Annotated in this window: 21 protein-coding genes and 1 tRNA gene; 7 read left to right on the top strand and 15 right to left on the bottom strand. The window is 56.5% G+C overall.

Annotation, left to right across the window (positions count from 1 at the left end; translation table 11 throughout):
- Positions 1–68: 68 nt before the first annotated feature.
- From M4951_RS03970 to M4951_RS03960, 3 genes are read left to right on the top strand one after another with little or no spacing between them, the layout of a single operon-like run.
- Complete coding sequence (locus M4951_RS03970) at positions 69–1,106, top strand: glycosyltransferase family 9 protein (RefSeq protein ID WP_262025190.1); 1,038 nt, start codon at positions 69–71, stop codon at positions 1,104–1,106.
- A gap of 59 nt (positions 1,107–1,165) precedes the next feature.
- A complete protein-coding gene (locus tag M4951_RS03965; protein ID WP_262025189.1) occupies positions 1,166–2,188 on the top strand; it encodes a M28 family peptidase in 1,023 nt (340 codons plus the stop codon).
- Positions 2,189–2,233: 45 nt separating this feature from the next.
- Complete coding sequence (locus M4951_RS03960; protein ID WP_262025188.1) at positions 2,234–2,668, top strand: hypothetical protein; 435 nt, start codon at positions 2,234–2,236, stop codon at positions 2,666–2,668.
- 76 nt (positions 2,669–2,744) lie between these two features.
- On the opposite strand, the gene M4951_RS03955 is transcribed toward M4951_RS03960, so the two are convergent.
- From M4951_RS03955 to M4951_RS03915, 9 genes are all read right to left on the bottom strand, one after another.
- Positions 2,745–3,185 carry a hypothetical protein gene (locus M4951_RS03955; RefSeq protein WP_262025187.1) on the bottom strand — a complete coding sequence of 147 codons (441 nt, stop codon included), beginning with the start codon at positions 3,183–3,185 and terminating at the stop codon, positions 2,745–2,747.
- A 77-nt stretch (positions 3,186–3,262) separates the two neighbouring features.
- Positions 3,263–4,219, bottom strand: a complete 957-nt coding sequence (locus tag M4951_RS03950) for a DUF1559 domain-containing protein (protein WP_262025186.1) — start codon at positions 4,217–4,219, stop codon at positions 3,263–3,265.
- Positions 4,220–4,566: 347 nt separating this feature from the next.
- Positions 4,567–5,022 (bottom strand): hypothetical protein, encoded by a 456-nt coding sequence (locus M4951_RS03945; RefSeq protein WP_262025185.1) that lies wholly within the window; start codon positions 5,020–5,022, stop codon positions 4,567–4,569.
- Positions 5,023–5,105: 83 nt separating this feature from the next.
- Positions 5,106–6,062 carry a DUF1559 domain-containing protein gene (locus M4951_RS03940; protein WP_262025184.1) on the bottom strand — a complete coding sequence of 319 codons (957 nt, stop codon included), beginning with the start codon at positions 6,060–6,062 and terminating at the stop codon, positions 5,106–5,108.
- A gap of 346 nt (positions 6,063–6,408) precedes the next feature.
- Positions 6,409–7,425, bottom strand: coding sequence for a response regulator (locus M4951_RS03935; protein WP_262025183.1), 1,017 nt, complete (start codon positions 7,423–7,425; stop codon positions 6,409–6,411).
- Positions 7,426–7,596: 171 nt separating this feature from the next.
- Positions 7,597–8,631, bottom strand: a complete 1,035-nt coding sequence (locus tag M4951_RS03930; RefSeq protein WP_262025182.1) for a bestrophin family protein — start codon at positions 8,629–8,631, stop codon at positions 7,597–7,599.
- A gap of 74 nt (positions 8,632–8,705) precedes the next feature.
- Positions 8,706–8,779: transfer RNA gene (locus M4951_RS03925), tRNA-Arg, on the bottom strand.
- A 142-nt stretch (positions 8,780–8,921) separates the two neighbouring features.
- A complete protein-coding gene (locus M4951_RS03920; RefSeq protein ID WP_262025181.1) occupies positions 8,922–12,896 on the bottom strand; it encodes a PVC-type heme-binding CxxCH protein in 3,975 nt (1,324 codons plus the stop codon).
- Between the two features lie 188 nt (positions 12,897–13,084).
- Complete coding sequence (locus M4951_RS03915; protein ID WP_262025180.1) at positions 13,085–13,660, bottom strand: protoglobin family protein; 576 nt, start codon at positions 13,658–13,660, stop codon at positions 13,085–13,087.
- 151 nt (positions 13,661–13,811) lie between these two features.
- Between M4951_RS03915 and M4951_RS03910 the strand changes: the two genes are divergently transcribed.
- On the top strand, positions 13,812–14,273 hold the full coding sequence (locus tag M4951_RS03910) for an RrF2 family transcriptional regulator (protein WP_262025179.1): 462 nt from the start codon (positions 13,812–13,814) through the stop codon (positions 14,271–14,273).
- Positions 14,274–14,395: 122 nt separating this feature from the next.
- The gene (locus M4951_RS03905; protein ID WP_262025178.1) at positions 14,396–15,571 is read left to right on the top strand and encodes a mechanosensitive ion channel family protein; all 1,176 of its coding nucleotides are present in this window, start codon (positions 14,396–14,398) and stop codon (positions 15,569–15,571) included.
- Between the two features lie 25 nt (positions 15,572–15,596).
- Here M4951_RS03905 and M4951_RS03900 read toward each other — a convergent pair whose 3' ends face one another.
- Complete coding sequence (locus M4951_RS03900) at positions 15,597–16,154, bottom strand: dihydrofolate reductase family protein (protein ID WP_262025177.1); 558 nt, start codon at positions 16,152–16,154, stop codon at positions 15,597–15,599.
- 284 nt (positions 16,155–16,438) lie between these two features.
- Between M4951_RS03900 and M4951_RS03895 the strand changes: the two genes are divergently transcribed.
- Positions 16,439–17,068, top strand: coding sequence for a sigma-70 family RNA polymerase sigma factor (locus M4951_RS03895; protein WP_262025176.1), 630 nt, complete (start codon positions 16,439–16,441; stop codon positions 17,066–17,068).
- Positions 17,049–18,548 (top strand): serine/threonine-protein kinase, encoded by a 1,500-nt coding sequence (locus M4951_RS03890; RefSeq protein ID WP_262025175.1) that lies wholly within the window; start codon positions 17,049–17,051, stop codon positions 18,546–18,548. Before M4951_RS03895 ends, M4951_RS03890 begins: the two co-directional genes overlap by 20 nt.
- Before the next feature lie 76 nt (positions 18,549–18,624).
- Here the strand turns inward: M4951_RS03890 and fabF are convergent, their stop codons facing one another.
- From fabF to rpmF, 5 genes are all read right to left on the bottom strand, one after another.
- A complete protein-coding gene (gene fabF, locus M4951_RS03885; RefSeq protein ID WP_262025174.1) occupies positions 18,625–19,866 on the bottom strand; it encodes a beta-ketoacyl-ACP synthase II in 1,242 nt (413 codons plus the stop codon).
- Between the two features lie 30 nt (positions 19,867–19,896).
- On the bottom strand, positions 19,897–20,133 hold the full coding sequence (locus M4951_RS03880; RefSeq protein WP_002651224.1) for an acyl carrier protein: 237 nt from the start codon (positions 20,131–20,133) through the stop codon (positions 19,897–19,899).
- A gap of 223 nt (positions 20,134–20,356) precedes the next feature.
- Positions 20,357–21,127: a 3-oxoacyl-[acyl-carrier-protein] reductase gene (gene fabG / locus M4951_RS03875; RefSeq protein WP_262025173.1), complete on the bottom strand. Its 771-nt coding sequence runs from the start codon at positions 21,125–21,127 to the stop codon at positions 20,357–20,359.
- A gap of 42 nt (positions 21,128–21,169) precedes the next feature.
- Positions 21,170–22,078, bottom strand: a complete 909-nt coding sequence (gene fabD, locus M4951_RS03870; protein ID WP_262025172.1) for an ACP S-malonyltransferase — start codon at positions 22,076–22,078, stop codon at positions 21,170–21,172.
- A gap of 56 nt (positions 22,079–22,134) precedes the next feature.
- Complete coding sequence (rpmF, locus tag M4951_RS03865; protein ID WP_262025171.1) at positions 22,135–22,323, bottom strand: 50S ribosomal protein L32; 189 nt, start codon at positions 22,321–22,323, stop codon at positions 22,135–22,137.
- Between the last annotated feature and the right edge of the window lie 17 nt (positions 22,324–22,340).

The following is a 22,340-nucleotide window of genomic DNA, read 5'->3' as shown; positions in this document are numbered from 1 at the left end:
GACGGGTCTCGCTGCACGGGAAGCATCAAGCGGGCGGCGCGTTCGACTTTCAGGGAAGGAGAGCGGCCATGTCATCCACCGATTCGCCGCGGATACTGATCGTACGGCTCAGTGCGTTGGGAGACGCGATTCTAACGCTCCCGCTGCTGTGCGCTTTGCGAGAAAAGTACCCCCGCGCTCAGATCACCTGGTTGGCCGAACCGGTCGCCGCTCAAATTCTAGCGGGTCACCCCTGTCTCGACCAATTGTTGACGGTGAGAAAAGGTTGGCTGAAGCGTCCGAGCGAAATCGTCTCGCTCCGCCGTCAGCTGCAAGACGCGAAATTCGATCTCACCTTCGACGTACAAGGACTCACGAAAAGCGCCGCAGCCGCTTGGCTGAGCGGCGCCAAGAGACGCATCACTTTCGCACGCGGTCAAGCGCGAGAACTAGCGCCCAACCTGGCGACCGAACTGGTCACGCCGCGACAGACGCATGTAGTGCATCGCTATCTAGAACTCGCCACGGCGGTCGACGTCTACTCGCCGGCGATTGAGTATCGTCTGCCGATCGACGAACAGGCGCGCGCCGACGTCGCCGCAGTCCGCCGCGAACTTGACCGCACACGCAATTTCGCCGTGCTCAACCCCGGCGCCGGTTGGTTCAGCAAGACCTGGATGCCGCAACGTTTCGCCGAAGTAGCCCAACACCTCCTATCGCAGTATCAATTGCCGTCGGTAGTGACTTGGGGCAACGAACAAGAAGCGGACTGGGCCGAAGAAATCGCCCAAATGTCGCGCGGCGCAGCGATTGCGGCGCCCAAGCTCTCGCTGCCGCAATTGAAAGAACTGTACCGGGGGGCCAATCTGTTTGTCGGTTGCGACACCGGCCCGCTCCACTTGGCGGCGGCGGTCGAGACCCCCTGCATCGCGCTGTTTGGCGTCACGCCGACCGAGCTTTGTCGTCCTCTAGGGCCGCATCAGCAGGTTGTGCAAGCCTATTATCAGCCGCTGACCTCCCGTCAGCGCGCTCGAGCCGGAAACGAAGCGATGCGTGCGATATCGACCTCGATGGTGCTCGACGCGATCGATTCTCTCTTTCAGCCGCAAAGCCGGGAAGCCGCCTAGCGATTGGCGCCGTATAATCGATCCTACTTCTCGCTGAGCGGAATGCGATGGAAAAGATAATGCGCAAAATTGACGGGTCGACCCTTTTTCTCGCGGCGATGATCACCATAGCGGTCATGGTCGTAGGTTACATGGGCGTCTCTCAATACCAAAACACGCAGCGACCTGCCGCGCTGGCCGTAGCTGTCGAAAAGTTGGAAGACTACGCACCGTTCGATGGCTCCAAAGCAATGGAGTATCTCGAAGGAATGTGTGCGATCGGCCCGCGCGTCAGCGGTTCGCCCGGCATGGCTCGCCAGCAACAATATCTCACCAAAATTCTGGAAGAGGCCGGCGGCAAAGTGTCGCTTCAAGAGTTTGACGTCCGCCATCCGGAAGATGGCTCCCGCGTTCCGATGGCCAACCTGATCGCCCAGTTTCATCCGGATCGGCCCGAGCGCATTTTGCTCTGCGCGCATTACGATACGCGCCCCTTTCCTGATCAAGATCCCATCAACCCGCAAGGTACGTTTGTCGGCGCCAATGATGGAGCGAGCGGAGTCGCCGTCCTGTGCGAACTGGCGCGTCACCTGCCAGATCTCCAGTCGCACGTCGGAGTCGACATCGTCTTTTTTGATGGCGAAGAACTGGTCTTCGATAATCGCCGCGATCCCTACTTTTTGGGTTCGGAGTATTTCGCCCGCGACTACGCCCAAAATCCTCCGGCCCATCGCTATCGATATGGGGTGCTGCTCGACATGGTCGGCGACAAAGACTTGCAGATCTTTGAAGAGAAGAACAGTCTGCGATATCCCGACGTTCGCCCGCTGGTGCAAGAGATTTGGCGCACCGCGCGAAAACTGGGGATCCGCGAATTCATCGCGCGGCCGCGACACGAAGTTCGTGACGATCACCTGGTGTTGAACGATATCGCCAAGATCCCGACTTGCGACATCATTGATTTTGACTATCCCAATCCAGGCTACGGTCCTAAGTATTGGCACACCGAAAAGGACGTGCCGGCGAACTGCTCGGCTTTGTCGCTCGCCAAGGTTGGCAAGACGATATTGACCTGGCTCAACGAACTGGAGCCGTCGCGGTAAGGACTCCGCCGCGCATCTCCCCTTTTTCAAGAATACTGGTCTTCCATGCTCGCCTCAGCCATCCTCTCGGCGTTGATTTTGTGCGTCGCCATCTTGATGCATGCGACGCACCATGCGACCTGGCGTCGCGCTTCGGCTGACGCTTCGATACCCGCCTATCGCCGCAACTATCTCCGCTTACAGTTTCAGCGCCGTATGGCGGTCTGCTATATTCTGGCCGCTCTGGCGGCGGCGATCATGATCGGTCATTTCATTCCCCGCTCGATCTTCTTCATCCTCTTCTGGGGCTGCGTGATGCTGTTGATCTTGTGGATGGTCGTGCTAGCGCTGGTCGACATGATGGCGACGCGCAACCTGATCCTGGTCGAAAGAGATCAGCAGATCGCGCGGCGACGAGCTCTGGAGCAACAATTCGGCAAGCGTTCTGCGGCGACTCAGAATCCGGCCCAAGACTCGGCGACGGAAGAAACGCACGAGTGAGGAGAGAAGCGAAAAAGAGGGTCAGACCCCAATTTCGCGGCGAAATTGGGGTCTGACCCTCTTTTTCGCGTTCGCCCTAGTTTCCCGTCATTCCGACAGGGATCTCTCCCTTGTCGTTCAGACTAAAGTCAAAGTGGCGTTGCGTCTCGGAGATGTCAATTCGCAGCTTCGACTGATCGTTATATTCGGCCGGAAGAAATTGCTTGCTGCTATGCGTCATTCCCCATTCGATTTCTTGCGGCGTCGGATTTGGTTTGAGCTCTTTTTTATTGCCATAGATCAAAACCGAGGCTTTGCCCGGCGACGCTGCAATGTGGAAACGCCCTGAGGAGATCACGCCGCCTGCGGTGACTCCTTTACCATCAATCGGCATCAGCGATATCGCTCCTTCTTCGACCGGTTCTCCGTTAAACGTGACGACGCCGGTCACAGAAATCAGGCCATCCGTGCGACCACAGCCCAATAGACCGATCAGCAGAAGCGTGAACGATCCCCAAGAGCTCCAACGCGACAACATCTTCGCATTCATTTTCAACCTGCAAAACTAAGATTTATTTGAATCGCTGACACATTCCCATTCGATCCATCGCAGCTTTAGGGAGCAATGACTTCAGCCCCTTGTGTCGAAGTCATCCCGCGCCATGTGTCGATGTCGATGTTTTGCGCGACAAAATGAACGGAGCCATCAAAATTGGTCGCATTAACGCCACCAGGATGCATGCTCATCGCTGCAAAAGTCGCGGCGTACCAACGATCGATCACGTATTTGCACGGAATCTTCTTCTTGAAATCGTTGGTCTGCCAGCAATAGCGACCGCCATCTACGACCGCTGTCGTATTGGGAGAGAGATATCCCGTAAATCCTGCGCCCGAGGTAAAGATCGTTACGCCATAGGTCCCGTGATAGCCGGCCGAATTTTGATTGATCGGAACCTCCGAAACCATCACGCTACTGCTGGTTCCATCGGTCACGGCCGCTAAGCCATAAATCTCATCAACGCGAAATGCTGATCCGCCGTTGGAATAGGTCCAAGTGCCGTCCCAATTGTTCGCGTCATCTTGCCGATAGTTGGTGTTGCCGACGCAGACGGCGTAGCTGGCGCGTTGATGACACCAACGCGGATTGCTATCCGCTTGACCCAACGTCATTTCTTCGGAAGGACACGACATGACCGAAAGCGAAGTGGTGCGATAGGCCAGATTATTGCCATCATTAACACGAACCGCCCAATTCAGCGTGTCGTACAAAGCCTGCTGCTCCACAAACGGCAGTACGCGTCCCACCCACGAGATGGTGTCGAGCTTGTCGCCTGGTTCACCGGGAAAGAGCTTCGGACCAAATCCAAAGTAGGGCAACTTTTGATAAGTGTCGTGATAGTTATGCAGCGCCAAAGCGATGTTCTTTTGATTACTGACGCATTGCGTCCGCCGCGCCGCTTCGCGCGCTTGTTGAACTGCTGGAAGCAACAACGCAATTAAAACGCCGATGATCGCGATAACGACCAACAGCTCCACCAGGGTGAAGGCTTTGCGGAATTGGAGACGCAGCATGGGAAGACACCTACGAAGAGAAAAAGATGCGGAAAACCGAATATTAGATATTGCAGCACCGCTCCACAATGAGATCTCTTTCGCACTTCCTGAGTATCTTTCCGCAAATACTCACGCAATAAGGAGAAGAGTGACGGATGGATTGAGCTTATGCCCTGAAATCAGCCGGTTATTCCCCCACCCTGGCGCACGCATCGAAGCGTGCATCTACGAACTGGGGACGCAAATTTGACCTAACGTCGGTCGCGTTGGGAAGATTTTAGAAAATTCACGGCCAAGAAAGCGCCAAAGGCCGTCCCCAGCGGGTACGACCTTTGTTAATGCGCCGTTCCTGACTTGTGGTTGCGCTATTCTCCGGTCATTCCAACAGGGATCTCCCCCTTGTTGTTCAGATCGAAATCAAAGTGGCGCTCCGAATCAGAAATCGTAATCCGCAATTTCGACTGCTGGTTGTAAGGCCCCGGCAGGTACTGAACGCGATCCGAAGTAATTCCACGTTCGATCTCTTCCGCCGTGGGATTTTTCTTTTCGACAATCTTGTTGGCGTAGATCTGCACGGCGATTTTGCCAGGCGAGGACTTGCCCCGAATGATCTGGCCATTTTCGATCATGCCGCCGCCCGACGAACCACGCCCGTCGACCGGGGTAAACGAGATCGATCCATCCTGAACCGGATCGCCGTTGTAGGTGACCAATCCGGTGACCGAAATCATGCCGTCACTTTTACCGCATCCGACGAGCGCGACCAAAACGGCGACAAGGCCGATCGCACCGCAGACGCTTTCAAATTTTGAAGTCAACATGGCAACTTGCTCCGCCAGATAAAATGAATAGATATCAGCGGCGACATCTCGCATGACTCACCGCTTGGCCTCCTGCACCACCGTTAATTGGCGAGGACTTCACCCCCTTGGGTCGAAGTCAGGCCGCGCCACGACCAGATGTCAATCGTTTCGGGGACAAACGAAACCGAGCCATCAAAGTTGCCGACGCTAACGCCGCCTGGATGCATGCTGAACGCTGCGTAAGTCGCACTTTGCCATCCGCCTCCCGATTTGTGGCACGGAATCTTGTGCGCCGGGAAGTCGTTCGGATTCCAACACTGTCGTCCGCCGTCGACCGAGGATCGTGTGTTGGGGGTCAGATATCCAGTAAAACCGCCGTTGTTAGAGAAGATGACGGCGCCGTAACCCCCTTGCCAACCTGATTCGTTCTGATTGGTCGGCACTTCGCCCAGCATGACCGTGTTGCTAGTTCCGTCGGTCACCGCAGAAAGATTGTAGATGCGGTTCATCCGAAACGCGGCGCCGCCGTTGTTATACGTCCAAAGTCCGTCCCAATTGTTAGCGTTGTCTTGTGCGTAGTTGGTGTTTCCGACACACACGGCGTAGCTCGATCGTTGATGCGAATAGTTGCCGATGGTGCCATCCCCGTTCCGTTCGCCAACCGTCATGTTTTCAGACGGGCAAGACATCACGGACAACGAAGTGCTGCGATACAGCTTGTTGTTTCCGTCGTTGGTGCGACCGTTGAAATTCATCGTTTCGTACAGTGCGTTCTGTTCGAGAAACGGCAGCACGCGACCGTACCACGAAACCGTATCCCCATCGGCATGCGTGTCATTCGTTGCAAAACCAAGGTACGGCAAGTTGCGGTAAGTGTCGTGATAGTTATGAATCGCCAACGCAACGTTCTTAATGTTGCTGATGCATTGCGTACGACGAGCCGCTTCTCGTGCTTGTTGAACTGCCGGTAGAAGAAGCGCAATTAAGACGCCGATAATGGCGATGACAACCAACAATTCGACGAGTGTAAAACCAGCGGATGATTTTCGGAGTAACATAATGATCTGCCTTCGACGAGAAAAACAAAAAAGCCCAGGAACTCCTAAATTCTATATTGGCCCGGCACTTCAGCAATGAGATCGGGGTTACCAGTGTTTGAGTTCCTTTACAAGCCATTTAGGAGCAACATGCACACACTGCATATTTCAATGAGCTTTTTTGCTCGGTTTGGCTATCATGCTACCCGCCACTTGCGGTATTATTGCCTGTTTTTTCCCTTACAGGGAGGGACGAGCAACTCGGCATCAACCCTTGACGGCTCGCACGCTGCCGCGTGCTGACGGAAGAAATTCGCGGTAACCCGAACCGCAAAACAGGGCCCGCAAGGGGATTTTGGGGGCGACGCTAGTCTCCGCTGGCCCGATTTTCATCGATCCGCGCGTGCAGCGCGCCGCCGGAGCGGCGAAAAATCATCGTGATTTCGTTGCCATGCTCATTGAATCGCACCTCATCCATGAAAGTCCGAATCAAGAAGAGTCCGCGGCCGCTGGGACGCGTCAATTGCTCGATATCTTCCGGGTCATAGTGGATGCGCGAGACGTCGAAGCCGGGCCCTTCATCACGCACGATATAATGCGACTCATCCCCCAACTCACGAGCCGTAAAATAGACGCGCCGCGCCTGATACGGTGCGATCAAACGGCGGCGAGTCGCTTCTTCAAAGTAACGATCGCCCCCGGCTTCTTTCAGCGCTGAACTGAGTTCGAGATTGCCGTGATGCATCGCATTGCGAATCGCTTCGTCGAGCGCGATGCCGACGCGTAACAATTCGCTATCCTCCAAATGACGAAACTGTTTGAGATAGTGCTGCACGTGGGCAGTTACGGCGCCGATCAGTTGAGCGTCATTTTCCAATACAAACTGAAATTCGGTCTGGCTCCAACATCGCCCCAGTCGTGCTTGCTGGCGATCATGGTGCGCCGCCGCCAGGACTTTGCCCAACGTTTCCATGAGCGAACCGGCGAGATTTCGCTTCGGCACGTAGCTGGCCGCTCCGCGCTGCAATGCGGCGATCGCTAGTTCTTCGCTGCCAAAAGCGGTCATCAGGATCGCCGGCACCAGCGGAAACTGGTCACGAATCCGCTCCACCAACTCCAGCCCATCCATCTCCGGCATTTTCAAGTCGGTCAGCACGACGTCCGGCGCTCGCTCGACCATCTTCCGCAACGCTTCTTCGCCGGAGGAAGCGGTGGTTACTTCTAGATTGCCGCGATTGTTTTGCGACAGCAGACCTTCCACCAGCGTTCGATCGACGGGATTATCATCAACGACCAAAATCCGAATATCGTTGTAGCCGGTGACGTAGAGTCCGCCTGGCCCTGGCGACTTTTCAGATCGAACATCCTGCTCTGGCGAAGACATTGGACCGGCAATTCCCGACAAATCTAGAAACTTCAGCCTACTTGCTGCAAGTGACAATCGCTCAGCGTAAATCGTGACGCCGCGACTCTCCATTTGCATCGAGTTAAGTTCGCGCGAAGAAAATCATCGCCACCGATCTTTTCGCACCTGCACTAGCGGCGCCTCTACGTTTTAAGCCGGTTTCTGGCGATCGGCTTGCAGCAGACCGAGCAAGTTGTTTTCGATCGTTTCCGAGATTTCGCTCAACGGCAAATGCCCCAGGTTCCCCGTTAAAAACGGGTTTTGCAATTCAATCCCGATCTGATCGACCGACAATAGCGGATAGGCGACCAACATCGTCATCAACGGCGTGAGCCAAATGATCTGCAGGTTATGCAGCAGCACAAGCGGCAACGTCAGCAAAAACATCGCCAGATACCGCCGAATTTTGATCGAATAGACCAGCGGCAGCGGGGTCTTTAAAATTCTCTCGCAGGCTCCGACATGATCGATCAACAGGGCGCGCTCTTTGTCGATTTGCAAAAAGGCGAAGTGATTCAGATCTCCTGTTTTGGCGCCTTGCTGCAGAAGTTCGGCTAGTTGCAGCGCGACATAGCTCGGCATGTGCGGCGCGGCGGCGATCTTTTCAGCGTTCGTTTCGCCCAACAGATGGACGACATCTGCCGCCGGCAATTGGCCTCGCAAACTATGCCGCACCACATGCGGATAGGCGGCGGCCCAATGGACCAGTTCGGATCGCCACTGCGGATCGCGCGGTCCATAGGCCAAACCGCTGATCACCAGGTTGCGCGATTGATTCACAATTCCGCCCCACAGTTTGCGAGCTTCCCACCAACGCTCATAACCGGCGTTGGTTCGCAAAACCAGCAGGACGCTGAGCGCGGCGCCGGCGATTTCAAACGGCGTTTCTTCCAGATCAATCCAAACCGCCCAGTTGTAATCAAATATTACGACTACGCCGACAATCAACGTCGCAATGCCACCGAAGATCAGCACGTCGCGAAATACCTGCGGCGTTACCGATCCACGCAGCGAAAACGCTTCACGCCAAAAGTTTTTTCGATTGGGATCTCTCACGCGGCTGACTCCTGAGGGGAGAAAACAAATCAAACGACAACCGAACGCGTTGCCGCTTGGCCCCATTGTCGGCGGCAGAGAAGATCCGACCAAGATTCGATTGCCGACAGGGCGAAAGGCGGAGGTCAAGTAAACGCCTCTAGCTGGACCACCAAAAAGGCCGACCATCGATAAGGATGGACGGCCTGCGATGGAAAGCAAAGCATCCCCGGCAGGGATCGAACCTGCAACATCCCGCTTAGAAGGCGGGTGCTCTATCCAGTTGAGCTACGGGGACAAAAAGAGCGATCAACGGCTCAATTCTAGCAAAATCGGCCGGCGGCCATAGATGATCACTGCAGACAGCCGACAGACGCCGCCTAGGGCGGCGAGGATCGCACTTGGCGGCCGATTTTTCTCGAAAAAATCACCGCCTTGGGTTATTGGAGCGACTGCAAATAGGCGGCGACGTCGCGTAGTTGGCGACGGGACAGGACTTTGGTCATCTCTGGCATCAGCGAGATCCGCTGCTCGGCCAGGTCGTCGATGTCGTCTTGCGGTATCACGACTTCTTTTCCCTGGGCGTCGCGCAGGACCAGCTTGTCGTCATCTTCTGAGGTCACGATCCCCTGCACCGTCTTGCCGCTGACCAGCAATACCGTGGTCGCGCGATATTTCGGCTCGATCTCGGCGCTGGGCGCTACGATCGATCGCAGCAGATACTCGGCGTCGCGCCGTTTGGCGACTCCGTCCAGCGCCGGCCCCACATCGCTTCCTTCTTTGCCGATCCGATGACAGCGAATGCAGGCCGCATCCAAATGGGTCATGAAGATCTTCTCGCCCAGCTTGGCGTCGCCGCCGGAGAGGCTCGAACGATAGGGCGCGATCACCGCCATGTCATCGGCGTCCGGCTGCAGACGTTCGGCCAGCTTGGCGATCTGTGCTGAGGTCGATGCTTTGGCGGCGGCCGCGATCTCGAGTTCTAACTGCACCTCGGGCATCGGCTGCGCAAGATGCTTTTCTAACTCGGCGACCAGCAGCGCGTCGGCTTCTGCTCCAGGGATTCTTCCCAGCAGATCAATCGCGACTTGCCGTTCTTCGAGTGACGCGTCGTCGCTGGCAAGCAACTGACCAATCCGGGCCAGCGCGGCGTCATGAAATTTCGGCATCTCCATCTGCCGAAGCGTCGCCAAGCGAAGCTCCACCGATTTTGCTTGCCATAACTTCGGCAACGTTTCGCGGATGAGATCGGACTTGGCGGTCGTCAACGACCTCATCGCTTCCAGACGCAGCTCGGTGTCCAGCTGTTGATCCAAGGCAATCTGCTGCAACACTTCCGGCGAGAGCGTAATCTCCAGCTTGTCAGCCATCGCTAGGGTGGCGGCGCGAATCTTTTGGTTGGGATCTTCCTTCAGCGCAACAAGCTGCGGCGTCACAATTTCGATCGGCGATACACGCTCTGTTGCGATTCGATATTTCTCTCGATTGCGACCATCGACGCGATCCAATCGGGGCGCTACGCGCCAATCGCCCAATGCGTCGATCGCTTCCAGACGCATCGCCTGCGGCGACTCGACGTTTCCAGCAAAGTCGATCACACGCTGAACGCTAGCCGCGTCTCCCAATCGATAGTTGGCGTTGATCACGCGGATCATCACCGCCTCGCTGGTATTCAGATCTGGCGTGAGAAGTTCCGCCATCGCCAGCATCGCGGCGGGGATCGAGTAGTCATCATGAATCGCCGTGACCGCTTCGCGCACGACGCGCGGATCGGCGTCGTTGAGAAACTTGGCGACATCCGGATTGGCTTGCTGCCGCAGCGCCACGACCGCCGCCAAGCGCACTTCGGCGTTCGCATGATCGGCCAACGATGCGACGTCATCGCGCGCGGCCAAGGCCATTGCGCCAACATGACGCAAGTAAAGGTCATCACCATTATTCTTCGCCAGCAGCGATACAATCCCCGCCAGGTTGCCCGCTGCGGGATGAGCCGCAAGCGCCTGCGCGGCGAAGAAGCGAACCCGCGGGCTCTCATCCTCCAGCCATTTGGTCAACGACGATGGGGGATCTTGGGGAAGATCAGAAATGGTGCGCAGCGCCTGAGCGCGAATTTCCGGATCGCCGTCCGCAATCAATTCGTTCAACGTTTTAACGGCTGCCAAGTCCCCTTTTCGCCCGAGTTGTCCCAGCCCCCAGATCGCATGAATGCGGGCCAGTTGGGACTTGTTTTTCTGCGCGACCGACTGCATCGCGGCAAGTTCATCTTGCTTGACCAATTCAAACTGCGCTTCCAACCGAATACGCTGATCGACGTGCCCTAGCAACTGGGTCAGTTCAGCCGTATCTCGCTGGGTGAAGCCGGCGGCGAGCAGCTGGCGCACCTCGGTACGAGCAGGCGACTTGGCGGCGGCCGGAACGTCGATCTTCCAAACGGCTCCTTTTTCGTTCAGCGGATAGCCCCCGCCCCAGTCGACTCCGTACAAGCCGCCGTCCGGTCCAAAGTTAATGCCGACCAGCGGGACGCCGTTGCCGATCTTATGCTCGTTGGCCATCGTGAACGAAGCGCCGTCAGACTCGGCTTGAAACGCGATCTGCACGCCGCCGGGAGCGCCGGTCAAAAAGAAATAGTCTTGGTACTCAGGACTCAGCGCCGTGCCGGGATTGAACGTGAAGCCGGCTGGTCCATCCAGCGAGTAAGCCAACGGCGGCGTCAAATAAGCTGGTTGATCAGCGCGGCGCATCTGCCATAACGCTTCGTCCATCCATGGGCTATAGCGATCGCCGCGATACTGATAGTTACAGCGCCAACCGGCGTCAATCCCTTTGGCGATATAAACGAACCGCTCTCTTTCTCCCTTTTGATCCGAGTCGTTATCAACGCCGAACAGATTGCCGTACGTATCAAACGCCAACTCTTGCACGTTTCGCAAACCATGCGCGAAGACCTCGAAGTCGCTGCCATCGGGATTGCAACGCATGACGCCTCCTTGGTTCGGATAGCGAAATTCGCGTCCTTCCTGCGAGACGACATGAATCCCCTTATCACCAACCGACCAATAGATTTTTCCGTCGGGGCCAACCGTCAAACCATGCATGTCGTGCCCGCCGTAGGCGATGTGAAAGCCAAAGCCGGTCGCCATGATTTCGCGTTGGTCCGCTTTGCCGTCTCCATTGGTATCGCGCATTCGCCAGACATCGGGTGCGATCGTTGCATAGACATCGCCGTCATGCCAGAGCACGCCGGCCGCGATGCCGGTGATTTCGGTTTGAAATCCGTCGGCGTAGTTTTCGATTTTGTCGGCAGTCCCATCGCCGTCGACATCTTCGAGCCGATGAATCTGTTCCGACAACACGGTCAGGTCACGCCAATCTTTGACACCGTCGCCGTTCATGTCGCTGACACGCCGCCAGTTCGGAATGGGTCCGCCGGTTGGCAACTGCGCATGAAAAAAGGCCTGCTTGTCGGCAGGCCACTCGAAACCAACGTCGTCCGGTATCCAATCCCTGTTGTCCCGAATGTCGAGATCCTGCGACTTTCGCCGCTTCGTCTGCGTGACGTACGCGCGGCCTTGGTTGTCAAGACTGATCGCCACCGGATCCGGCACATTAACATCGCCGCTCCAACGGAAAAACTCCAACGTGCTGGGATCGGCGCGCGGCGTCTGCTGGGCTGACTTCTCGCTCTCTGGGTTTGGCGTTTTCTCTTCCTTCGCGGCAGGTTCCGCTTTGGGCGGTTCGACCAGGACTCCGTTAATTTTGACGTCGTCCCACAATCCCAGATCGTCGAACGAGCCGATCGCGATTCGACCCCACGCATACCTTTTATCATGCGCGACCATCTGCGGCTTTTCCATGTCGTCGAAGTAAACTTCGATCAGACCGCTGTCGACCTTGCGGACCACTTTCACCTGGTGCCAGGTGTCGTCTTTCCACGGCGTACCGGCATTGGTCCGTTCACTGATTTTGATGCGGGGAGCGTCGTCGACGACAAAAATCTGATTCGAGTGATCGTCGGTCTTCTCACCCAAGTGAACATAGTAGAAGTTCGCCGGATCCTGCATCCCCCACGCGATCACCATATCGCGGTGTCCGCGTGACGTTTGCAGCGTTTTGGCTTTGGCGGTCAGCACGAAATCGCCGAGCAGCTTGTCTTTCAAGATCGCGAGCGAAAACGGACTGCGATGCGGCGGCTTGTACTTGCCGACGCCGCTCAGCTTGAACGCATGGTTCCCCTCTTCCAACTTCACCACCGACCAGGTCGCCGGATCGGTCGGGCGCCAGGCGGCGGCGCCATTCTCAAAGTCCTCGGAGATCACCAGCGGCAACTGCGCTGGCTGTTTCTCGGATTGGGCAACCGCGTCTCGCGCGATTGCAGGCAACAGAATCAATAAACCGAAGAGGGAGAATCGGAGCATAAGGCGGCAGGTGGTTAGCGGAAGGGATTCGGACGCTGGTGAAACCAGACTCAGCGCCGCGGAGGATTCTGTTCAGAATAATCCGATTCCGGGCCCCAGCAAACCGCCAAAAGTGGGTGGCGACAAAAATAGCAGAGATCGGCGACAAAATGTATTGCCGCCGATCTCTTTGCATGGGAGCGCAGCAATTACGACGGAACGTAATGTCGTGAGATCAGATCCATCTGGATCCAAAGTAGCTTGTTGAAGGCCCGGAGCGTCGCAACTTCGGTCTCGCGTGGCAACCCCAAGCCGCAAATCGTGGCGATCAACGCATCGGTGACAAACGTCATCAACGCATTCATCTGCACCAAGGGAACGACGATCCCCTTATTGCCGGCGTCCGGCGTGTGGATCTTGCCGACCATATCCAAATACAGCAGCATCTTGGCGTCGTAGGTGCGCGTGACAAGCGCCTCGAGATAGCGGCTCAAATGGAGCTTGCGAAACGTGATCTGTTCGTGATCCAGCTCCAAGTCTTCCAGATTGTCGGGCATCGGTCCGTCGTACCCGTGCTGTCGCGGCATAAAGTGTCGCCAGGTCGCGTCGTATTGATGCAGCTTTTCGTATACGGCGTCAACCAGCGCCGGCACGATCGGCGCCAGCACCGGCGCCGCGGCGTGGATCGCGGCGACATCGTCCGGCCCAAAACCGGTGAACTCTTGCAAGTATTGAAAGCGATAAGCGACATCAGCTTCGAGACGCGGTTCATCAATGTGTTGCATAGCGACCACCTTCGACCTGTCCGGATGGATAGGTTTGGCTAGAATTAGGATCCATCGGATACCTGGACGATCATGTCCGATTTACTATTCAATTTAGGCCTCGCTTAATTGGATGTCAATATCCAATTAAGCCGCCAGAGACCGGACACCTATGTTTTCACAAACTGTCGAATACGCGCTGCGCGCCGTTTGCCACTTGGCGTATATCGCTCCCGAATCTTGCACGACCGAAGAAATTGCGACCGGGACGAAGGTCCCTCTCGCCTATCTCTCGAAAGTGCTGCAAGGGCTAGCAAAGGCCGGCGTTGTCCGTTCGCAGCGAGGAATCGGCGGAGGAATGTCGCTCATCAAGCGCCCCGACGAGCTAACAATCCTGGAAGTCGTCAACGCGGTCGATCCGATTCAACGAATCCGGACCTGCCCACTGGGTCTTTCGACCCACGGCGTCAAGCTGTGCCCTTTGCACCGTCGCTTGGACAACGCATTGAAGAGCGTGGAAGAAGCTTTTGGCGGTACGACGCTTGCCGAAGTCATCGCCGAGCCGTCCGAAAGTATCCCCTTATGTGAATTTCCGAGCAAATCTCCGATCAAAAATGCACCATCTGCCGATTAAACCAGCTTTAATAGAGCTACGGGTTACCCTTGGCCGGCTGAATTCCTCCTGACCTATCTTGCGAAAAAGCTACAATATCCCGATTAGGGCGTCGGCGCCCAACCTGGGGATTGAGACCGTAAATGGACCTTTACTCTTCTGCAAAAAAAATCGACTGGGCCCAACAGGCGGAACAGTTCAGCGAATATTTCTCGAGCGGCGAACTGCTCAAAAACGGCATCGCAACGCTCGTGATCGTTCTCCTGCTGCTCATCCTGCGTAGCATTTTGGTACGCGCGGTCCGTCGCAGCGACAAATTACCGAGCGACGTTCGTCGCCGCTGGCTGGTCCAAATCCGCAACGGGCTCCTCTTCCTGTTCCTGCTCGGCATGACCGTCGTTTGGTCGTCACAGATCCAGCACGTCACCATTTCGATCTTAGCATTCGCCGTCGCCGTGGTGATCGCCACCAAAGAACTGATTCAATGCGTTTCTGGCTCGATCATGAAAGCGGTCGGTCGCCCGTTCAAACTGGGAGACAGGATCGAGTTTCAACACATCCGCGGCGACGTCATCGACCATAACATTTTGACGACGACGATCATGGAGATCGGTCCAGATCAAATGACGCAACAGTTGACCGGCCGCGCGATTGTCGTGCCCAACAACATGTTCCTCAACAAGGTGGTCATCAACGAGACCTTTACGCAGGAATATGTGCTCCACTGTTTTAAGATCCCTTGCAGCCTGAAAGATGACTGGCGACAGACCGAGCAAGATTTGTTGGAAGCGGCCAAGATTGAATGCGAACCTTGGCTCGCCAAAGCGCGGCAGCACTTTGACCTGCTGGCCAAGCAACAAGGATTGACCGTGCTGTCGGTCGATCCCCGAATCACGTTTCGCATGCCCAAATCGAGCGAACTTGAGTTAGTCGTGCGCGTCGTCGCACCGGCCCGGCGAAAAGGACGCGTCGAACAATCGATTCTCCGCCGCATGCTCGACAAACAATGGGAACGCGCCAAAGCGGCCGAAGCCGAGAAATTGGCGGCCGAAGAAGCGAAAGTCGCCGAAGCGGCTGCAGCCGCCGCCGCAGCAACTGCCCCCGCATTGCCGGCGCCCAGCGCGATCGAAACGCCTGCCATTACTGACAACAGCCCAGCCGCACCGCCCAGCGATACGCCAGAACTGTCGGAGACGCCTGCTTTGCCCAGCATGGCCTTGCCGCCAACCTCCGATCCCGACCCCAACCCCGGCGCCGCTGGAGGAGCCACGTTGGGAAATACCGGAGTGACCGCGTCGCGAAACACGCGCTTCCCGTAGAGCTCTTTTCTCTCGAAGCAGTAGGTCAGACCTTGGCCTGGCGATCCTTTTCCACTTGATAGTGGGTCAACAAGAAGCCTGCGTTGTTCGCTTGGACCGATACCAATTTCAACGGCGGTGAAGCAATTTTGCGAGGCAACAACGGTGCGCCGCTTCCCAACATGACCGGCGCGAACTGCACAAACAAATCATCCAGCAAACCAGCGTCGTAAAACTGGCCAACCAACTCGCCTCCGCCCACGACCCATAGATTTTTCTCGCCAGCGATCTCACGCATCTGCGAATGGACTGGCCGCACGTCGCCGCTGACAAAGCGAATATCGGCGCCGTCGACTTTCGGGAGCGTCCGCGAAGTAAACACCCAGGTCGGCTGCTCGTAGAACCACGCGTCGCCTGACGCGGCCATGTGCCGCAAGAGCCACTCATAGGTGCTTGACCCCATCGCCAAGACGCTGACGTCGCGGATGAATGCGTCATACTCTTCGCCGGGCTCTTCGCCGAACTGAAACAACCACTCCAACGAATGGTCGGGATCGGCGATGTAGCCGTCTAAACTGGTCGCGGTGAAGTATTGCGTCTTCATCGTAGGCGTGGGATGGGGTTCGAATGGCCAAAGGAAAAGAGATCGGAATTCAACCGATCCCAACGCTCTCGATTATCGCAACAATTCGAGCGCATCAACCAAGTTTGCGATCCTTTTTTTCGTCGTGTTGATCTTATTTCTCGGGTAAAAATCAGCGAATTTCTCTCTATTTTTCCCTCTCTCGTCCCAAAAAGTGAGAGCTAAAGCGTTGTTGCCCCAGGCCCTGGGAATTACATTGGCATTGCCGGAAAGAACCTTCTTATTACCAGGACATTGACCACAAGATGAGGGACGCTCACTTTCGGGCTTCCAGCGACGATCTTGATTGGGAGCATCTGCTTGATCATGCGCGATCGGGTGATGCGACAGCGATCAATCGCGTCTGGAGTCACATGCGGTCTTACCTGCTGTTGGTAGCAGAGCGTGGGATGGGTGACGGACTCTCCGCCAAAATCGATCCGTCCGACATCGTGCAGGGATCGCTGCTAGAAGCGCAGCGTGACTTTGATCGATTCACCGGCAACAGCGAGACGGAACTGAAAGCTTGGCTGCGACGCCTGGTGAAGCACAATCTGGTCGATAGCCGCCGCCATTTTCAAAGCGCCCAAAGTCGCGATATTCGTCTGGAACGCCGCTTGAGCGGCGGAGCCAGCGACGAAATCGTGGACCCTCAACAAGCGACGGCGAGCAGCATGGTTCGCCGCGAAGAGACCGATCTAGAATTGATCCAGGCAGTTTCTCAACTGCAGGAAGATCAGCGACGCCTGATTGAGATGCGACATCGCCACGGCATGACCTACGAAGCGATCGGCCAGGAACTTGGCATCTCCGAGCGCGCCGTCCGCAACCGCTGGTCCATTGCGATCGCTCAACTGCGAAAGGAGCTGTGCAACGGTGGCCGAAGTCCCCTCTGAACAACCGGATTCGCCCGACGCCGCACAACTCGATCCTTCCGCCGAACTAAGCCCTGAGGATCAACAGCTGATCAAGCGGCTTGATCACTTATGGGGAACAGAAGCAGCGTCTGCTGCGCCCATCGATCGCGGCGAAACGCAAATCGGCCCCTACGTGGTGAAACGAACCGTAGGGCACGGCGCGTTTGGCGTCGTCTTTCAGGCGACCGACCCGCGACTGCAACGCGATGTGGCCTTGAAAGTGCCTCGTCCGGAAGTACTGGTTTGCTACGACAAACTGCAACGCTTTGAGGACGAAGCGCTCGCCGCGGCTCGACTCGACCATCCCGGCATCGTGCCGATCTACGCCGCCGAACTCTCGGGCCCCACGCCGTATATCGCTTCCGCGTTTTGTGCAGGCCCCGATCTGGCCGCTTGGATAGAACAGCATCCCTCCCAATCGCGCGACTGCCAAAGCGTCGCTCGGCTTATGCTCGACATCGTCCGTGCGGTCGCCTACGCCCACTCTCAAGGAGTCGTCCATCGGGACATCAAACCAAGCAACATCATGTTGGCGGCCAACGATGAAATGGCCGCGGGAGAAAGTCTCGACGATTTCACCCCACGATTAACCGATTTTGGCTTGGCAAAGCTGACCGATTCGCCGCTGACCAATTCGCGGTCGAGTTGGATCCTGGGAACGCCCACGTACATGGCGCCTGAGCAACTGCTGCCGCATTGGGGCGCGGTTGGCGAAAAAGCGGACATGTTTGCATTGGGAGCGATGCTCTGGGAGCTGCTCTCTGGCGAACCTCCGCGAATGGGCGCCACTTACTCAGACATCATCACCGAATTGCTCAGTGAGCAGCCGATCCAATCAACGCTGAAGCGAGCGGATGTTCCCAACGATCTACGCGTGATTGTGGCCCGCTGTCTCGCCAAAGATCCGAACGAGCGTTACGCGTCAGCCGCGGCGCTGGCCGAAGACCTGGCCGCTTTTGTCGCAGGAGAACGGATTTCGGCCAGTCAATTCGGCTGGTTCGACGCATTTACGAGATGGGCCAGTCAACCGCAGCGACCGTCGCAAATCTGCTTCTTTATGATTCCGGTCAACCTGGTGATGGCGATGTGGATGACATCTTCGATGTTTCTAATCTGGGGCGCCCTGTTCCCCGCCGCGGATCGCTGGAGCGTCTTTATCCAATTGTTCTCCATCGCTTTGGGATACAACCTGCAAGTCGTCTTTTTCTGCTGGCTGCGGCTTCATGGCCACAAATGGGCGACGATCGCGGCGCTGACGCTTACCATGTTGGTGACGGTTCTGATCCCTTTCCTCGTGCTAACCGGCGCGATTCGTACGTTTTCTGATCTGTATCGCGACTTTCCTTTCTTTGACACGATCAACCATACGCAGATCTTGTTCTTTGGGCTTTGTCAGGCATTTTTGCTCGGCGTCTCGGTCTATGCCGATCGGCAACAGTCGCGCCGCATGCGTGGTTGAAAAGTAGTAGAGCGTAGAACGAAAAAAGGCGTCCTCAGAGGACGCCTTGTCTTTGTCGCTTTTCAGTTCGCGGCGTCTACTCTTTGTACTTGCCGACAATCACCGAAGCGTTATGTCCGCCGAATCCGAAACTGTTGCTCATCGCGTAATTCAGCTCACGCGTTTTGGCGACGTTCGGCGTGTAGTCGAGATCGCACTTCGGATCGGGATCCTCCAGATTGATCGTCGGCGGCACAGTCGACGTTTTCATCGCCAAGATCGAGATGATCATTTCGATGCCGCCTGAGGCGCCCAGCGAGTGCCCCAGGGCGCTCTTGGTGCTCGAGACGCTCAGTCGATAGGCGTGCTCGCCAAAGACGTTTTTGATCGCCTTCGTTTCGGCGACATCACCCGGCGGCGTGCTGGTTCCGTGGGCGTTGATGTAATCAACGCAGTTCGGGTTGAGATCGCCGTCGTTCAGCGCGTTTTGCATCGCGCGCGACGCTCCGCGCCCTTCTTCGTCCGGCGACGTGATGTGCCCGGCGTCGCCGCTACATCCATAGCCGACTAGTTCGGCGTAGATGGTGGCGCCGCGCGCCTTGGCGGCTTCCAATTCTTCCAGCACGACAATCCCTGCGCCTTCGCTCATGACGAAGCCGTCGCGACCGAGATCGAACGGTCGACTTGCTTTGGCCGGGTCATCATTGCGGGTCGAGAGAGCTCGCATGTTTGCAAAGGCGCTCATGCCCATCGGCGTGATTGCGGCTTCGGTGCCGCCGGTGACCATGACGTCGGCTTCATCGTATTGAATCGCCTTCATCGCGTCGCCGATGGCGTTGGTAGCGCTGGCGCAGGCGGTCGCAACAGTGAAGTTGGGTCCGCGCAGCCCATATCGAATCGAGATATTACCGCCGGCCGCGTTGAGCATCAGCTTCGGAATCGTCATCGGCGAGACCCGATCAGGGCCCTTCATCAACAAACGTTCGACTTGATCTTCGATCGTTTGCAAACCGCCGATTCCGGAACCGAGAATTACTCCGCAACGGAACGAGTCATAATTCGAAAAATCGATTCTGGAATCGTTAATCGCATCGACCGCGCCGACCATCGCAAATTGCGTAAAACGGTCGATGCGGTTGAGCTCCTTCGAATCAAAGTATTCGGTCGGGCGCCAATCATGGACATCCCCACCGAAGTTGACTTTGAATTTAGAGGTATCGAACAGCTTCAATTCATGAATGCCGCTCTCCCCCGCCGTCAGCTTCGTCCAGAAATCATCTAGACGTTGACTGAGCGAGGTAACGATCCCCAATCCAGTAACGACGACTCGTCGCTTCATTCCCTTGAACTCTTCCGAAGGCCGACGAAATTACGAATTCTTTGCTTCTTCGATAAACTTGATCGCCTGGCCGACCGTTTCGATCTTGTCAGCGGCGTCTTCGGGAATATCGATGTCGAACTCTTCTTCCAATTCCATCACCAACTCGACCGTATCGAGCGAATCGGCGCCGAGATCGTTGACGAACGAGCTCTCCATCGTGATTTTGTCTTGGTCGACGCCCAATTGGCTGGCGACGATCTCAAATACGCGTTCTTGTACCGACACGGCGTGAAGCCCTCCGCAAGAAACCAAGGAACCTGGCTTATTTACAGTATGTAAATTGTGCAAGCGTTAAAAATTCAAGTCCAACAAGATAGAGGAATTCTGCAAGACAGGTCAAGGTGGAAGAGACCTGCACCGCGGCAATTCGTTTCGATCCGATGGACTTGCGTGACACTAGTCTTAAATGTATTCAGGTCAGCAAGTTTCGTCGATCAGGGGTGACCAATTAACCGGTCATTCCCCCATCGATTGTCAGAACTTGCCCGGTAATATAGGCAGCTTGGGGGCTCGCAAGGAACAGAACGCCGTCGGCGATCTCCTCGGGCTTTCCCATTCGTTGAGCCGGAATCCGCTTCTTTACCTCGTCCATCACCGCCGGGCCCAGGGCCTTGGTCATGTCGCTTTCGATAAAGCCGGGGCAGATCGCATTGACCGTGACCTTGCGTTTGCCCAACTCGCGAGCCAGGCTGCGTGTGAACCCGATCATACCCGCCTTTGACGCCGAATAGTTGGTCTGTCCCGGGTTTCCCATCAGCCCCGAAACGCTGCTCATATTAATAATACGGCCAAAACGGGCTCGCATCATCTGCTTCGAGGCGGCTCGCGTAAATAGGAACATGCCGCGAAGATTCGTTTCGATGACGTTGTCCCACTCATCGTCCGACATGACCGGCAGCAGGTTATCGCGGGTAACGCCGGCGTTGTTGACCAGCACATCCAGCTTCTCCCACTTCTCTATCACCCCGTCAACGACCGCTTCGACGCTTTCCCGCTTCGTCACGTCACAGCTATACGCTTGGGCGACTCCGCCGGCGGCTTCGATGATTGCGACGGTTTCAGCCAGCTTTTCGGCGTTACGAGCAACGACGGCGACTTTGGCCCCACGCGAAGCCATCGCAATCGCAATCGATTTGCCGATCCCTTGCGAAGCGCCCGTGACGATTGCGGTAAGTCCGTTCAAATCGACCGGCAATGCGGTGTGGGAATTGTCGCTCATCAAAATCACCTAACGTAGTAAATGGCTGAACGGCGCTTGGCATTAGGCCGTAATATTATGGAATTCCGCTTTACGATCGATCCGCTTCATCAGTCCGCGTAGGACGCGACCGGCGCCGATTTCAAAAAACTCATAAAAATCAGCCGCCAGCAGATAACGCATCGAATCTTCCCAGCGAACCGGGGAGCAAACCTGCTGAATCAGCAGTTGTCGAATTTCTTCGGGATCACTGTGCGGGACCGCGTCGACGTTCGATACGACCGGTATCCGCGGCGCCGACATCGGGACGTCGGCAAGTGCGGCGGTCAGCTTTTCGACCGCCGGCTGCATGATTTGGGTATGAAACGCACCGGCTACCGCCAGCGGCATCACTTTCATCGCGCCTGCTTTTTCGGCAATCACCGGAACACGCTCACAAGCATCGTTGGAGCCGGAAACGACAATATTTCCCGGACAAAGCAGATTGGCGATTTCGAGAATCTCGTTTTCGCGCGCTTCCGCACAAACGGCCGAGACTTGATCGCGATCCAATCCCAAGACGCTAACCATGCCGCTCGGAACGGCGTCGGCCGCTTCTTGCATTGCGGCGCCCCGGATCTGGACGACCCTCAGTGCGTCTTCAAACTGCATAACGCCGGCAAAGACCATTGCGGTGTATTCGCCCAGGCTCAGCCCGGCGGTCCCTTCGCACGATAAAAGTGCGTCCGGGTTTTCTTCGCGCATCGATTCGAGCGCGGCGATGCTGGTGACAAACAGCGCAGGCTGACTGAACACGGTCGAATCAAGCCGTGCGGCTGGACCGTTAAAGCAGAGTTCACCCAGGTCGTAACCGAGGATCTCGGCTGCGCGCTGGAACAACTCGGCCGCCTTCGGACTCGAAGCGGCGAGTTGCTTACCCATGCCGACGTATTGAGCTCCCTGACCAGGGAACAGAAACGCGATCTTGCTCACGCGATTCCCCTTCTCGTGGTCGCGCTAATGCAGCGCACGCGCGACGCGTGAGCTGACTACTCGGCGGCCTGTTCGTCTTTGATGATGACCCGCTTCATGTAGGTGCCGCAATTCGGGCAAACCACATGAGTCGGCAGAGCGATCCCGCAATTCGAGCAGGATTGCAGTTCCCGGGGTTTCAGCGCATCGTGCGAACGACGCATTCCGGTACGAGAATTAGACTGTTTACGCTTTGGTACTGCCATGGCGACTTCGCTGTAGG

It is taken from the genome of Blastopirellula sp. J2-11, from assembly GCF_024584705.1.
Taxonomy (GTDB): domain Bacteria; phylum Planctomycetota; class Planctomycetia; order Pirellulales; family Pirellulaceae; genus Blastopirellula.
This window is presented reverse-complemented; position numbering and strand designations above follow the sequence as displayed.